The sequence below is a fragment of the Nocardioides sp. Z40_12 genome (assembly GCF_058215795.1).
On record NZ_JBZAJA010000002.1, the window covers coordinates 264,073 to 277,231 of the forward strand.

20 protein-coding genes are annotated in these 13,159 nt (G+C 70.0%); 17 read left to right on the forward strand and 3 right to left on the reverse strand.

Annotated features, from left to right (window positions below):
- The first annotated feature begins 2 nt into the window (after window positions 1-2).
- Window positions 3-374 carry a PIN domain-containing protein gene (locus AC4BG9_RS04425; protein WP_490569864.1) on the forward strand — a complete coding sequence of 124 codons (372 nt, stop codon included), beginning with the start codon at window positions 3-5 and terminating at the stop codon, window positions 372-374.
- Here the strand turns inward: AC4BG9_RS04425 and AC4BG9_RS04430 are convergent.
- Window positions 369-920, reverse strand: coding sequence for a GtrA family protein (locus tag AC4BG9_RS04430; protein ID WP_490569865.1), 552 nt, complete (start codon window positions 918-920; stop codon window positions 369-371). The genes AC4BG9_RS04425 and AC4BG9_RS04430 overlap by 6 nt on opposite strands.
- Before the next feature lie 49 nt (window positions 921-969).
- Between AC4BG9_RS04430 and AC4BG9_RS04435 the strand changes: the two genes are divergently transcribed.
- From AC4BG9_RS04435 to AC4BG9_RS04510, 16 genes are all read left to right on the forward strand, one after another.
- Window positions 970-2,043, forward strand: a complete 1,074-nt coding sequence (locus AC4BG9_RS04435; protein WP_490569866.1) for an amidohydrolase family protein — start codon at window positions 970-972, stop codon at window positions 2,041-2,043.
- Window positions 2,044-2,251: 208 nt separating this feature from the next.
- Complete coding sequence (gene rpsP / locus AC4BG9_RS04440; RefSeq protein WP_490569867.1) at window positions 2,252-2,776, forward strand: 30S ribosomal protein S16; 525 nt, start codon at window positions 2,252-2,254, stop codon at window positions 2,774-2,776.
- A 2-nt stretch (window positions 2,777-2,778) separates the two neighbouring features.
- Window positions 2,779-3,021, forward strand: coding sequence for an RNA-binding protein (locus AC4BG9_RS04445; protein WP_489966845.1), 243 nt, complete (start codon window positions 2,779-2,781; stop codon window positions 3,019-3,021).
- Window positions 3,022-3,114: 93 nt separating this feature from the next.
- Window positions 3,115-3,663 (forward strand): ribosome maturation factor RimM, encoded by a 549-nt coding sequence (gene rimM, locus AC4BG9_RS04450; RefSeq protein ID WP_490569868.1) that lies wholly within the window; start codon window positions 3,115-3,117, stop codon window positions 3,661-3,663.
- A 3-nt stretch (window positions 3,664-3,666) separates the two neighbouring features.
- Entirely contained in the window at window positions 3,667-4,827 is a 1,161-nt protein-coding gene (gene trmD, locus AC4BG9_RS04455; RefSeq protein ID WP_490569869.1) for a tRNA (guanosine(37)-N1)-methyltransferase TrmD, read from the forward strand.
- Between the two features lie 202 nt (window positions 4,828-5,029).
- Entirely contained in the window at window positions 5,030-5,380 is a 351-nt protein-coding gene (gene rplS, locus AC4BG9_RS04460) for a 50S ribosomal protein L19 (protein WP_490569870.1), read from the forward strand.
- 36 nt (window positions 5,381-5,416) lie between these two features.
- Window positions 5,417-6,208, forward strand: coding sequence for a signal peptidase I (gene lepB, locus AC4BG9_RS04465; RefSeq protein ID WP_490569871.1), 792 nt, complete (start codon window positions 5,417-5,419; stop codon window positions 6,206-6,208).
- Window positions 6,205-6,981: a ribonuclease HII gene (locus tag AC4BG9_RS04470; protein ID WP_490569872.1), complete on the forward strand. Its 777-nt coding sequence runs from the start codon at window positions 6,205-6,207 to the stop codon at window positions 6,979-6,981. The genes lepB and AC4BG9_RS04470 overlap by 4 nt, the downstream gene beginning before the upstream one ends.
- On the forward strand, window positions 6,978-7,286 hold the full coding sequence (locus tag AC4BG9_RS04475; RefSeq protein ID WP_490569873.1) for a DUF2469 domain-containing protein: 309 nt from the start codon (window positions 6,978-6,980) through the stop codon (window positions 7,284-7,286). The genes AC4BG9_RS04470 and AC4BG9_RS04475 overlap by 4 nt, the downstream gene beginning before the upstream one ends.
- 119 nt (window positions 7,287-7,405) lie before the next feature.
- Window positions 7,406-7,783, forward strand: coding sequence for a YraN family protein (locus tag AC4BG9_RS04480; RefSeq protein WP_490569874.1), 378 nt, complete (start codon window positions 7,406-7,408; stop codon window positions 7,781-7,783).
- The gene (locus tag AC4BG9_RS04485; RefSeq protein WP_490569875.1) at window positions 7,783-8,736 is read left to right on the forward strand and encodes an ATP-binding protein; all 954 of its coding nucleotides are present in this window, start codon (window positions 7,783-7,785) and stop codon (window positions 8,734-8,736) included. The genes AC4BG9_RS04480 and AC4BG9_RS04485 overlap by 1 nt, the downstream gene beginning before the upstream one ends.
- A 19-nt stretch (window positions 8,737-8,755) precedes the next feature.
- Complete coding sequence (locus AC4BG9_RS04490) at window positions 8,756-10,144, forward strand: recombinase family protein (protein ID WP_490569876.1); 1,389 nt, start codon at window positions 8,756-8,758, stop codon at window positions 10,142-10,144.
- Window positions 10,141-10,542: a hypothetical protein gene (locus tag AC4BG9_RS04495; RefSeq protein ID WP_490569877.1), complete on the forward strand. Its 402-nt coding sequence runs from the start codon at window positions 10,141-10,143 to the stop codon at window positions 10,540-10,542. Before AC4BG9_RS04490 ends, AC4BG9_RS04495 begins: the two co-directional genes overlap by 4 nt.
- A gap of 316 nt (window positions 10,543-10,858) precedes the next feature.
- Complete coding sequence (locus AC4BG9_RS04500) at window positions 10,859-11,101, forward strand: hypothetical protein (protein WP_490569878.1); 243 nt, start codon at window positions 10,859-10,861, stop codon at window positions 11,099-11,101.
- Window positions 11,101-11,472, forward strand: coding sequence for a DUF2742 domain-containing protein (locus AC4BG9_RS04505; RefSeq protein WP_490569879.1), 372 nt, complete (start codon window positions 11,101-11,103; stop codon window positions 11,470-11,472). Before AC4BG9_RS04500 ends, AC4BG9_RS04505 begins: the two co-directional genes overlap by 1 nt.
- Window positions 11,473-12,021: 549 nt before the next feature.
- Window positions 12,022-12,225, forward strand: a complete 204-nt coding sequence (locus AC4BG9_RS04510; protein WP_490569880.1) for a hypothetical protein — start codon at window positions 12,022-12,024, stop codon at window positions 12,223-12,225.
- A gap of 389 nt (window positions 12,226-12,614) precedes the next feature.
- Here the strand turns inward: AC4BG9_RS04510 and AC4BG9_RS04515 are convergent, their stop codons facing one another.
- Window positions 12,615-12,902 (reverse strand): hypothetical protein, encoded by a 288-nt coding sequence (locus AC4BG9_RS04515; protein WP_490569881.1) that lies wholly within the window; start codon window positions 12,900-12,902, stop codon window positions 12,615-12,617.
- A gap of 56 nt (window positions 12,903-12,958) precedes the next feature.
- The gene (locus AC4BG9_RS04520; RefSeq protein ID WP_490569882.1) at window positions 12,959-13,159 is read right to left on the reverse strand and encodes a hypothetical protein; all 201 of its coding nucleotides are present in this window, start codon (window positions 13,157-13,159) and stop codon (window positions 12,959-12,961) included.

A 13,159-nucleotide genomic window follows, 5' to 3' on the forward strand; every position in this document is an offset into this window, starting at 1 on the left:
CCGTGGACGGCACCCTGCTCGTGGTCGACGCGGCCAACGTGGTCGGCTCGCGGCCCGACGGCTGGTGGAAGGACCGCGCCGGCGCCGCGCGCCGGCTGCACGAGGCGCTGCTGGTGGCCGACCTGCCGCACGACCAGATCGCCCTCGTGCTGGAGGGCGCGGCCAAGGGCGGGGTGCGGGCCGGCCGGGACGCGCACGTGCTGACCGTGCACGCCCCCAAGGACGGGGACTCCGCGATCGTGGCGCAGACCCGTGCGGCCCGCGAGGCGGGGCGACGTGTCACGGTCATCACCGCCGACCGGTTCCTCCGCGCGCAGGTCGAGGGGCTCGGGGCGATGGTGATGAGCCCCGCGTGGCTCTGGGAGCAGCTATGACTGCCGGCCGGCTCCGTGCCCGGGCCGGTGGCCGCGGACGGCGGCGAAGGTCCACAGCTTGTTGAGCACGAACGACAACGGGGTGACCACCAGGATCACGATGAGCTGGCCCCAGTACAGCCGGGTCCGGAAGCCGGTCGAGTCATCCAGCACGTCGGTGGGCAGGGCCAGCGCGGAGCCCGGGTGCATCAGCAGGGTGAGCAGCAGCAGGCCGATCACCTGCCCGAGCAGCCCCACGGCCAGGAACGGCCAGTACTCGTCCCACCACCGGGCGTGACCGCTGGAGCGGAAGGTCCAGGAGCGGTTGAGCTGGAAGTTCCACACGTTGGCCACCAGGAACGCCACGGTGGAGAAGACGTGGTACCAGCGGACGTTGAAGTCGGTGAGGGGCAGGCCGACCACCGCGCCGTCCGGGTGGGAGCCCAGCCGGTTGACCAGCACCAGGGTGGCCAGGTTGACCACGACGCCGGAGGCGCCGACCAGGCCGAACCTGAGGAACAGGCCGAGGTTGCGCAGGCCTCGGGCCGCGTGTCCTTCCACACTCACCCGAGGACAGTAGCGGCCTCGCGTGGGGCGCGTGGCTTACGGTCGCCCCATGAGAGCGTCGAGGTTTTCGGGTCCGGTCCTGCCGACGGGCGAGGCCTCACAGCTGTGGGTGGTGGAGGGCCGCGTCACCCACGAGCCGCAGCCGGGTGCCGAGACGGTGGCGTCGGGGTGGATCGTCCCGGGGCTGGTCGACGCCCACAACCACCTGGGCCTGGACGACCCCGGCGCGGTCAGCGACGAGGAGACGGAGCGGCAGGCGATCGCCGACCGCGACGCCGGCGCGCTGTTGCTGCGTGACTGCGGCTCGCCCAGCGACACCCGCTGGGTCCAGGAGCGCGACGACCTGCCCCGGCTGATCCGCGCCGGGCGCCACATCGCCCGGACGCGCCGCTACATCCGCAACTTCGGCCACGAGGTGGAGCCGGAGCAGCTCTCTGCCTACGTGGCCGAGCAGGCGCGGGCCGGGGACGGCTGGGTCAAGCTGGTGGGGGACTGGATCTCCCGGGAGGCCGGCGACCTGGCGCCGTCGTTCCCGCCGTCCGCGTTCGCCGAGGCCATCGCGGTGGCGCACCGGCACGGTGCCAAGGTGACCGCCCACTGCTTCGGGGTCGAGGTGCTCCAGGGCCTGCTTGAGGCGGGCATCGACTGCATCGAGCACGGCACCGGCCTCTCCGTGGCCCAGGTGGAGCAGATGGCCGCGACCGGGGTGGCCCTGGTGCCGACGGTGATGCAGACAGCCAAGTTCCCCGAGTTCGCCGCCGGCGGGCGGGAGAAGTTCCCGGCCTACTCGGCGACGATGGACGAGCTCTACGCCCGGCGCCGCGAGGTGCTGATGTCGGCCCACGAGGCGGGGGTCCAGATGTACGTCGGCAGCGACGGCGGCGGGCCCGGCCGGCACGGTCACCTGGCCGGCGAGGCACTGGCGATGGCCGGGATGGGCCTGCCCGCCGAGGAGGTGCTGGCCGCGGTCTCCTGGAAGGGGCGCGAGTGGCTGGGCTGGAACGGCGACCTCTCCGAGGGCGCCCCGGCCGACTTCGTGGTCTACGACCGGGACCCGCGCCTGGACCTCTCGGTGCTCTACGAACCGGCCCGCGTGGTGCTGCGCGGGCGGGTGGTGGCCTGACGTCTCGGGGCCCGGCCGCCGCTCCGTGTCCGGGACCGCGGAGGCGATTGGTGGGACGAGGCGGACATCTGGCAGACTATTTCCTCGTGTCCTGTCCGTACGGACCCTCTCATCCGGACGAGTCAGTGCCCTCCGAGTGATCCGACCCGGTCCCCACCTGGTTGCGGCTCGCTCACCAACCTCAACTTCGCAAGGAGACACCACAAACGTGGCCGTCAAGATCCGTTTGAAGCGCCTGGGCAAGATCCGGGTGCCGCAGTACCGCATCGTCGTCGTCGACTCGCGCAAGAAGCGCGACGGGCGCGTCATCGAGGAGATCGGCAAGTACCACCCGAAGGAGGACCCGTCCTACATCGACGTCGTCTCCGACCGGGCGCAGTACTGGCTCGGCGTCGGCGCGCAGCCGACCGAGGCCGTCGAGGCCATCCTCAAGATCACCGGTGACTGGCAGAAGTTCAAGGGCCTCCCGGGCACCGAGGGCACCCTGCGGGTGGCCGAGCCCAAGCGGGACAAGCTCGAGATCTTCAACGAGGCCCTCAAGGACGCCGCCAGCGAGCCCAAGGCCGGTGCGGTGACCAAGAAGTCGTCGAAGAAGGACGACAAGAAGACCGAGGACAAGGTCGAGGAGAAGCCCGCCGCCGTGCCGGCCGACCAGACCCCCGAGGTCGCTGCCGAGGCCGCTGAGGCGGCCGAGGAGATCACCGCCGAGGACGCTGGCAAGAGCGAGGCCTGAGCATGCTGGCCGATGCCTTGGAGCACCTCGTCCGCGGGGTGGTGGACAACCCTGACGACGTCTCGGTCAGGGACAAGGAGCTGCGCCGCGGCTCGATCCTCGAGGTGCGGGTGCACCCCGACGACCTCGGCAAGGTCATCGGCCGCAACGGCCGCACGGCGACCGCCTTCCGCACCGTCATCTCGGCCCTCGCCGGCCGGGGCGGTGCGCGGATCGACTTCGTGGACGTCGACCGCAGGCGCTGAGCCGGGCTCTGAGCAGAACCACGTCGTGGGCGTCACCCGTCAGGGTGGCGCCCACGATGCATCTGGCCGCACGTCGCCCTCTACCCTGAGCCCGTGGAGAGCATCGACGTGGTGGTGGGTCGGATCGGGAAGCCGCACGGTCTTCGGGGCGAGGTGACCGTCGACGTGCGCACCGAAGAGCCGGAGCGTCGCTTCGAGATCGGCACCAGGCTCCGGGTCGAGCCCCCGAAGGGCTCCGCGAGCCCGCTGCGCGAGCTGACGGTCACGTCCGCCCGCTGGCACCAGGGGGTGCTGCTGCTCGGCTTCGCCGAGGTGGCCGACCGCAACGCGGCCGAGGCCGCCCGCGGGATCGTGATGCACGCCGACATCCCCCTCGACGCCACGCCGGAGGACCCGGAGGAGTTCTACGAGCACCAGCTGGTCGGGCTGGAGGTGGTCGACCAGCAGGGGCGGGCGATCGGCACCGTGCGCGGGCTGGTCCCCGGCGCCGCCCAGGACCTGCTCCAGGTCACGGCCACCGACGGCCGGGAGACGCTGGTGCCCTTCGTCGCGGCGCTGGTCCCGCAGGTCGACCTCGCCGCCGGGCGGCTGGTCGTCGCGGACCGGCCCGGACTGGTGAGCCCCTTCCCCGACGAGGACTGAGTCGTGCGGATCGACATCGTCTCCATCTTCCCCGACTACCTGCGGCCCCTGGAGCTGAGCCTGCCGGGCAAGGCCCGGGACGCCGGCCTGCTGCAGGTCGAGGTCCACGACCTGCGGGCATGGACCCGGGACCGGCACCGGACCGTCGACGACACCCCCTACGGCGGGGGCGCGGGGATGGTGATGAAGCCCGAGCCCTGGGGTGAGGCCCTGGACCAGCTGGTCGGGGCCGGTGCGCGCAGCACCGTGGTCTTCACCACCCCCAGCGGGACGCCGTTCACCCAGGACGTCGCGCGTGAGCTGGCGACCCACGAGCACCTGGTCTTCGCCTGCGGCCGCTACGAGGGGATCGACCAGCGGGTGATCGACCATGCCGGTGAGGTGGCGCAGGTGCGGGAGATCTCGCTGGGCGACTACGTCCTCAACGGCGGCGAGGTCGCGGCGCTGGCGATCACCGAGGCCGTGGTCCGGCTGCTGCCGGGCTTCATGGGCAACCCCGAGTCCCTCACCGAGGAGTCCCACGAGGGCGGCCTGCTGGAGTACCCGGTCTACACCAAGCCGCAGTCCTGGCGCGGCCACGAGGTCCCGCCGGTGCTCCTCTCGGGCAACCACGCGGCGATCTCGGCCTGGCGGCGGAGCGAGGCGCTGCGCCGTACCGCCGAGCGGCGGCCCGACCTGCTGCACGCCAGCACCCTGGTCGACGGCGTCGAGGTGGTGGCCGCCCGCCGCAGCGACGCGGGCGAGATCCTGACCCTGCAGCTGGCCTGCTGGGTGCAGGAGGCGTTCGCCAACGACGACCTCGACCTCCCCCCGCTGCGCGAGGGGCTGGAGGACGTGGAGGAGTCGCTTCGCTCCTGGGACACCTACGTCGTCCGCTCCGCCGGCCGGCTGGTGGGCTCGGTCCGCGGCCGGCTGGTCGGGAACGAGTGGGAGATCGGGCGCCTGATGGTCGCCCCCGACCTGCAGGGCCGTGGGCTGGGACGGGTGCTGCTGGAGCACGTCCAGCGGGTCGCGCCGGACGCGGCCACCTCGATGTGCCTGCGCACCGGCACCGGCAGCCTGGACAACCTGCGGATGTACCGCAAGGCGGGCTTCCGGGTCGCCGCGACGGGCGAGGGCCGGTCCGGCCCGGTGGTGCTCACCAAGCGGATTTCTCGGCGCTGACGGCCCTGTGGCAGACTTGGCCGCTGGCCAGTCGGTCGAAGGGTGGCCCCGAGGAGTTCACGCGGGGGACCTGTGCCGGGCCCCTGCCACAGGGGGAGCCCGACACCGCCGACCATCTGTCACCCGCCGGGTGACCCGCTGGCCCGACACCTCCCGTCCCACCACACACCGCGGCTGACCTGTGGCACCCGCGAGGAGCGACATGACCAACCTCATCGCCGACATCGGCAACGCCATCAAGCGCGACGACGTCCCCGCCTTCCGGGCCGGTGACACCATCAAGGTCCACGTCAAGGTCACCGAGGGCAACCGCTCGCGTGTCCAGGTCTTCCAGGGCGTCGTGATCCGCATCCACGGCTCGGGCGTCGGCCGCACCTTCACCGTCCGCAAGGTCTCCTTCGGCGTCGGTGTGGAGCGGACCTTCCCGCTCAACTCCCCGATCTTCGAGAAGATCGCGGTCGTGACCCGCGGTGACGTGCGCCGCGCCAAGCTCTACTACCTGCGCAACCTGCGGGGCAAGAAGGCCAAGATCAAGGAGCGCCGCGAGGCCTGAGCATCGCGGCCACCGAGCACTGGTTAGTCTCTGGTCGTGACTCACGAAGACCGCGATCCCATCTCTCCCGACGACGACGGGGAGGTGGGATCGCGGTCTTCTGCGTCCCGGTCGGCGCGCAAGCACATGCCGCTGTGGCAGGAGACCGCGCTCCTGCTCGGCGTCGCGCTCGTGCTGGCGATCGTGGTCAAGACCTTCTTCGTCCAGGCGTTCTACATCCCGTCGGAGTCGATGGAGCCCGGCCTGGTGGAGAACGACCGGATCCTGGTGCAGAAGGTCTCCTACTGGGGCGACGGCGAGCCGCAGCGCGGCGACGTGGTGGTCTTCAAGGACCCGGGCGGCTGGCTCAGCGGCAGCATGGTGGAGGGCCCCGACAACCCGCTGGTGAAGGCGATGACCAAGATCGGGCTTTACCCCTCCGGCGGGCACCTGGTCAAGCGCGTGATCGGCGTGGCCGGCGACGTGATCGAGTGCTGCGACGAGGAGGGCCGGATCACCGTCAACGGCGAGCCGCTCGTCGAGGACGACTACGTCAAGGACGACCCGGGCACGCAGTGCAACGGCCCGATGATCGGCTCGTGCGACTGGAAGGCCGGCCCGGTCCCCGAGGGCCACATCTTCGTGATGGGCGACAACCGCGGCCACAGCGCCGACTCCACCTCCAAGATGTGCCTGCCCGCGGAGACCGACTGCGTCCCGGGTCGGGAGTTCGTCGACGTCGACCAGGTCGTCGGCAAGGTCTTCCTGGTGCTCTGGCCCACCGACAACTTCCGCTGGGTGAAGCGTCCCGAGACCTTCGACGACGTGGCGGCGGCCGGTTCCGGATGAGCCGCTCCACCGCGCACACCGCCGGCCGTCCCGCGGGCCTGCCCCGCGGGGTCACGGTGCGGCGGGACGCCGGGCTCTACGGCTACGAGCGCGCGCTGGGCCGGGTCGGCCTGGCGCCGGTGGCCGGGGTCGACGAGGCCGGTCGCGGTGCCTGCGCCGGCCCCCTCGTCGCGGCCGCCTGCATCCTGCCCGAGGGCCGGCGCGGCGTGGTGCCGGGGCTCGCCGACTCCAAGCTCCTCACCGAGCGCGCCCGGGAGAGGTGCTACGCCGAGATCGTCGAGCGGGCGCTCTCCTGGTCGGTGGTGGTCGTCGACAACGAGGAGTGCGACCGGCTCGGCATGCACGTGGCGAACGTCGAGGCGCTGCGCCGGGCCGTCGCGCTCCTGGACCGCCGCCCGGCCTACGTGCTCACCGACGGGTTCCCCGTCGACGGCCTCGAGGTCCCCGGCCTGGCGGTGTGGAAGGGCGACCGGGTCGCGGCCTGCATCGCGGCTGCCTCGGTGCTGGCCAAGGTGAGCCGCGACCGCCTGATGCTCGAGCTCGACCGCGACTGGCCGCAGTACGACTTCAAGACGCACAAGGGCTACATCACCCAGGTGCACAGCGAGGCGCTGACCGAGCACGGCCCGTGTCCCGCGCATCGGCGGCGGTTCGTCAACGTCCGGCGGGCGGCCGGCCTCGAAGGTCCCGGCGAACCGCCGCCGCAATCGCCCTGCGACCCACCCCCGGCGGCTAGTGTCGAGGTCCGTCCCCACCCCCAGGAGAGTCGATGAGCGCCGAGGATCTCGAGAAGTACGAGACCGAGATGGAGCTCACCCTCTATCGGGAGTACCGCGACGTGGTCTCGATCTTCAAGTACGTCGTGGAGACCGACCGCCGCTTCTACCTGTGCAACCAGGTCGACGTGAAGGCGCGGACCGAGAACGGCGACGTCTTCTTCGAGCTGTCGATGAGCGACGCCTGGGTGTGGGACATGTACCGTCCGGCCCGCTTCGCCAAGAACGTCAAGGTGCTCACCTTCAAGGACGTCAACGTCGAGGAGCTGAGCCACCAGGAGATGGACCTGCCCAAGGCCTGACCGACACGGCCCCCTGGACGTCCACAGGTCGCGGGCACCGAGGGTCCTGCACAGCCCCGGGGCGCTCCCCGGCGGACGGGGCGAGGAGCGCGGCACGCTGCCTGCATGGAGACGACGACATGACGGCCATCGGGGCCGGTCCAGGACGCAACCGGGCACTGGGCGCCTACGGCGAGGAGGTGGCCGCCCGCCACCTCGTGGAGGCCGGGATGGTGGTCCTCGACCGCAACTGGCACGGCGAGGCCGGCGAGATCGACCTCGTGCTCCGGGACGGCCGCACGCTGGTGGTGTGCGAGGTCAAGACGAGGTCGAGCGACGCCTTCGGCACGCCCCACGAGGCGGTCACCGAGGCCAAGCTGAGCCGGCTGCGGCGCCTCGCCGGCCAGTGGGTGCACGCCCACCAGGTGCATCCCGACGACATCCGGATCGACATCGTGGCCGTGATGCGCCCGCGGCGCGGCTCGGCCACCGTCGACCACGTGCGCGGGGTTGGCTGATGGTGGCCACCGCGCACACCTTCGTGCTCGAGGGAGCGGTCGGCCACCTGATCGAGGTACAGGTCGACATCTCGCCGGGCGTGGTCGGGGCCACCATCGTGGGCCGCCCGGACGCCTCCCTGCTGGAGGCGCGCGACCGGGTGCGGATGGCGATCACCCACGACGCCCCCAGGTGGCCGGCCACCCGACGGGTGACCATCCTCCTGGCCCCCGCCGACCTGCCCAAGCGGGGCACCCACTTCGATCTCGCGATCGCCCTCGGGATCAAGGCGGCCGACGGGGACGTGCCCCGGGAGGCCCTGCGGGACACGGTCTTCATCGGCGAGCTGGGTCTCGACGGACGGCTCCGCCCGGTGGCCGGCGTCCTGCCCATGGTGATGGCAGCGGCCCGGCGAGGCTTCCGCCGGGTCTTCGTGCCCGAGCCGCAGGCCCGGGAGGCGGCGATGGTCCCGGACATGGAGGTCTTCGGGGTCCGCTCCCTGGGGCAGGTGGTGGCCCAGCTGCGCGGCGACCTCGTGCCGACGGCGGAGCCGGTCACGGACCCGTCGGGCAGCCAGTTCCTGAGCTGGCGGGGCGAGGACCGCGCCGACGACCTCGACCTGGCGGACCTCGTCGGCATGGAGGACGCGAAGTTCTCGGTGGAGGTGGCGGCCGCGGGCGGGCACCACCTGCTCCTGTCCGGGCCCAAGGGCGCCGGCAAGACGAGCCTGGCCGAGCGGATCCCTGGCATCCTCCCCGACCTCACCCGGGAGGAGGCGCTCGAGGTCACCGCGGTGCGCTCGCTCTCCGGCCCGCTGCGAGCGGTGCCGGAGCTCCTCGTCAGACCCCCGTTCCACGCACCGCACCACGACTCCTCCAAGGCCAGCATCCTGGGCGGGGGCAGCGGCCGGGTCCGGCCCGGCGAGCTGAGCCGCGCCCACTGCGGGGTCCTCTTCCTAAACAATAGTCCTTAACCCTGTTAATCTCGAGTCCATGAGAGCCGCGATCTACTGCAGAATCAGCCGAGACCCCGAGGGTTTGCGCGCTGGCGTGACTCGGCAGGAGGAGGACTCCCGCGCGCTAGCTGTTCGTGAGGGGTTCGAGATCGTGCGGGTCTACACCGACAACGACGCTGGCGCTTCGTCACTGTCTCGCAAGCCGCGACCGCAGTACGCCGCCATGATGAAGGCCGCCCGCGAAGGGGAATTCGAGGCGATCCTCGCCTACTCCAACAGTCGCTTAACTCGTCGCCTGCGAGAGCTCGAGGACTTGCTCGACCTGCACGACAAGCATGGGGTGACCGTGCGGACTGTGGTGTCAGGCTCTGACGACCTCGCAACCGCTGACGGGCGCATGACTGCGCGGATCAAGGCCAGTGTGGACGCAGGGGAGGCCGAGCGGGCGGGGGAGCGGATCAAGCGCGCACATCTTCAGCGCGCGCAAGCCGGGACGGTCCACCATGGTGCACGGGCGTTCGGCTGGCATGCAGACAAGGTGAATCTGGACCTGCACGAGGCTGCGCTGATCCGCGAGGCCGTGGCTGATGTGCTCGAGGGTGTGGGCTTGCTCGCCATCGTGCGCCGGTGGAACGGTCAGGGCGTCCGAACCTCACGGGGGAATGAGTGGGATCACCGCGCTTTGCGGCAACTGCTCAAGGCGCCACGTCTGGCCGGTTGGCGCGTTCACCAAGGCAAGATCGCCCGCGACGCGTCCGGCGCCCCCGTGCGGGGAGTTTGGCAACCTGTCCTCGATGACGCGACGTTTGACCGCCTACAAGCCGCGATGAGTGGCCGGACAGGCAGGGGAGGGCGCCGAGGGCGCCGGGTCTACCTGTTGAGCGGCATCGTGCGTTGTGGGGACTGTGGAGCGCGCATGTACGGCACTGCCACGCCCGAGGGCTTCAACTACGGCTGCGACGGTAAGCGCAACGGACGCCGGGTGACGATCAATGGCGCCTTGACAGACGAAACGGTGTCGGCCGTCGTGGTGGCGCGGCTAGTACAAGAGGGTGATCTGGACGCGCCGCCCCGCGCTCCGTTCCCCATGGCTGACCGGTTGGCCGTCATCCCCACGAAGATCGCGGAGGTCATGGCGGCGTACAACTCCGGCGCCATGTCGGCCGCCGTCGCCTTTCCGCAGGTGACGGCACTGGAGGTAGAACAGGCCGAGTTGGCTGACGAGCGTGCCACGTGGGACGCCGAGGCGGGCGGACAGGGAGGGCCGCAGACTGTGGACCCGGAGACGTTTAACGTCCTCGACGTTGACCGACGCCGAGCCATCTGCGAGCGACTGCTCGAAGCCGTCGCGATCGCCCCCGCAAAGGCCCGCGGGGCGCGTTGGACCCCTGACCGGCTCAGCTACGTGTGGAGGGTGAACGCGTGACTCTGACTCGATACATGGTCTTGGCGACGTGTTCGGACGCATCCCATCCCAAGAAGCGGGCAACGATCGGTCGGTTGACGTGGACAGACGAAAAGAACCTTGACTACCTGGCAATTGAGAAGGTCACCGCAGAGGCTTGGGAAGTCGTCGAGTGGGGCACGTCCGAGCACCCACCGGAGCACAACACCCTGGAGGAGATGGGGCAGGGGCGCACGCGACACCGCTTCACGTGCCCGCTGTGCTCGTGCGACTTCGCACTGCGACACGAGACTGGCGAGAAGGTGCGAAAGCACCTGTTGACTCAGCCAGGTTGGAAGGAGCGCCAGGAGAATGACGGCATTACAAGACGGTTCTACATCGACGCACGCGTCTTGAGGGAGTTGGCTGCTAATCTGTAGTCGCTGCTAGCGCTTCAGCAGATGCTCGGCTCGAGAGGCGCACTGCAAGGCCCTCCATCGCGGGCAGGAATCTTCCTGCTCAGGAGCGATACATGGAGGCCACACCCCTAGCCCCTTGGCCGCACTACCGCGCCAAAGTTGCGGCACTCTCTCGTGATCGACCGTCCTACGACCCCGAGCTCGTCGGTGCTCGCCGGGATTTGAAGGCCGCTCGCCTGGCCGAGCACGTGGCGGCTGCCCTAGCGTCTGCTCCGCCACTCACGGCCGACCAGCGAACCTCGATCGCGCGCCTGCTCACGCCCGGCGCGGTGGGCTGATGACGCGCCTCATCACGGTGAACTACGTGAACCGCAATCTCGCGACGATCGCAGGGCGTGGCTCGCGCGAGCTCCTGATGGAAGTGGCGTGCCGGCCTCCGATGTGGTCGAGCCTCTCCCGTGCCTGGTGCACGACCCCTGCCCGTGCCGATGATGTGATCGCTAACTGTCAGGCACGCGGATGGCAGGTCGTCATCACCGAGGGCGATCCCCTCGCCGCGGCGTCCGGACGGCCCGCCTGATGGGCCGGGAGATCGAGATGCGCCGTGCGTGGGCTTACGCCCTCATCACACGCTCTCAGCGGCCTCCGGCGTGCTACGGCTCCCCGGAGTGGCTGGCACTCCCTGACGGCCCTGAAAAGACTGCGAGCGTCGTCGTGGCCGCAGAGTCTTGGGCACGCGAAGGGGACGAGCTGGCCGAGCGTCTGCGCTACGAGCTCGAGGCCACTAGAGAGGCTCTGTGGCGAATCGAGAAAGAGGCCGAGGACGCCGCGTTCTTCGCGCGACGAGACTCCCACCGCGAGCGCTGGACCGGCACTGGCTTTCGGCGTGATCCCGGAGTCGAGGACGACATCGAGCACCAGTGGCGCGAGTGGGTCGGGGGCGCCGCATGACCCGCCGACTGCCAAGAGCCCGGTCTGAGTCCTGGGCACGGCACTACCAAGACGTGTGGCACGAGCGCTCCGGCAACGGTCGCCTGCCGAGGTGGCTGCGAGTGGTGGCCCTGGCCTACGGGTGCCATGACAACGACGGACACGCCCGGTTCAAGCGGGGTGAGGTTGCCCTGGTCCTGGGAGCCCTGGACCACGAGACCGGCGCCGTGGTGCCGCTCTCTCGGCAGCGTGTCTCCGAGGCCGTAAAGCAAGCCGTCGACCTCGGATTCCTCGGTGCAGGGTCCATCCCTATGTGCCTGATCGTGCCCGCTCACGACGTCAGGAAGGGGCCAACCGACGGACCTACGAAGCCCTGTCCTATCCACATCAGGAGGGGCGCGTGAGGCCCTCAGCGTCACGGACTAACCGTGACGTTAGGTGCGAAACGTCTCTGTCAAACCGTGACGTTAGGCCGGTTTGTCACGGATCAAACGTGACGTTTCAGCCTGCCCACTCTCTTCTTTCTGCACCACCGCAACCACCCGCAAACCCGCACCCGAAAGGCAACCCATGACCGTGAAGCTTCTCCGTGTCATCGGAGCCCGCGCCACCACCCACAAGCCCGCCGTTGTCGCGCTCGTCGACGGTGTCCGGGTGAAGTGGAACGGGGGCAACTGGACCACCGACTGTGCCTGTCCCGAGGATGATGACTGCGTTCATGTCGAGGCCGTGGCCGCCCTGCTCGATGACCGGGTGCTCGGTGATGCTGGATGAACAAGCCGTGCATCGAACCTGGCTGCGGAGAGCCGTCGACGTCGAGCCGCTGCCCGGAGCATCGAAGGAAGCACCGAGCGAAGCAGGTGGGGTCAGCTCGCGCTCGTGGCTACGACCGGACCTGGGACAAGCTCAGCCTCCGAGCTCGCTTCCTTCAGCCCTGGTGCGAGGACTGCGGAACCACCGAAGACCTGACGTGCGACCACAAGCCGAGCGCCTGGATGCGAAAGGCCGAGGGCAAGCCGATCAGGCTCGAAGACGTCGCAGTGGTCTGCGGACCTTGCAACACTCGTCGCGGCTCGTCGCGCCCTGAAACCGAGCGCGCCAGCACCCACGGGGAACGCCCCATCGACGACGAAGCGGGACGGTGGGCCAAGGCGCAATCCCCGTCACTCTCCGGCGGTGCCCTCCCGCTTCCCCTGTCTGTAGACCGCGACCTCCCGCAGAACTTCGATCGGCCGGACGTCGGTTTTCACCTGATAGGTGAGCATGACCAGCTCCGCCGCGATGAGCATGTCGCTGAGCGCGCCGATCAGGTCGTCGTCCGTCACGGGCGATCCGAGCACCGCACGGAAGCTCTCCCAGTCGAAGGCACCGGAGCTGGGGTCTCGGCTGAGATGCGCCGTCAGAAGGGAGATCCCTCGCTCGATCCGAGCATCCATGTCAGGGGTAGCCATGACGGGAGCCTGTCATGAAGGCCGCACTCGCGGCGGCTGTTTCCTCCGAGTCGGGATCAGCCCACGTAGGTGCTCATGACGCCCGCGACGGCACTCACAAAGGCACCGACGGTCAAGGCTACGCTCGCAGCAATCTGCCAGCCCTTGACGCTATCTGCGCCCTTTGCGACGAATCCTGCAACGGCCCAGAGCACAAGGGCCACGCCCAGACAGCCAACTGCAAGGTACGACACGGTCCGCACGATCTCGATAGTCAC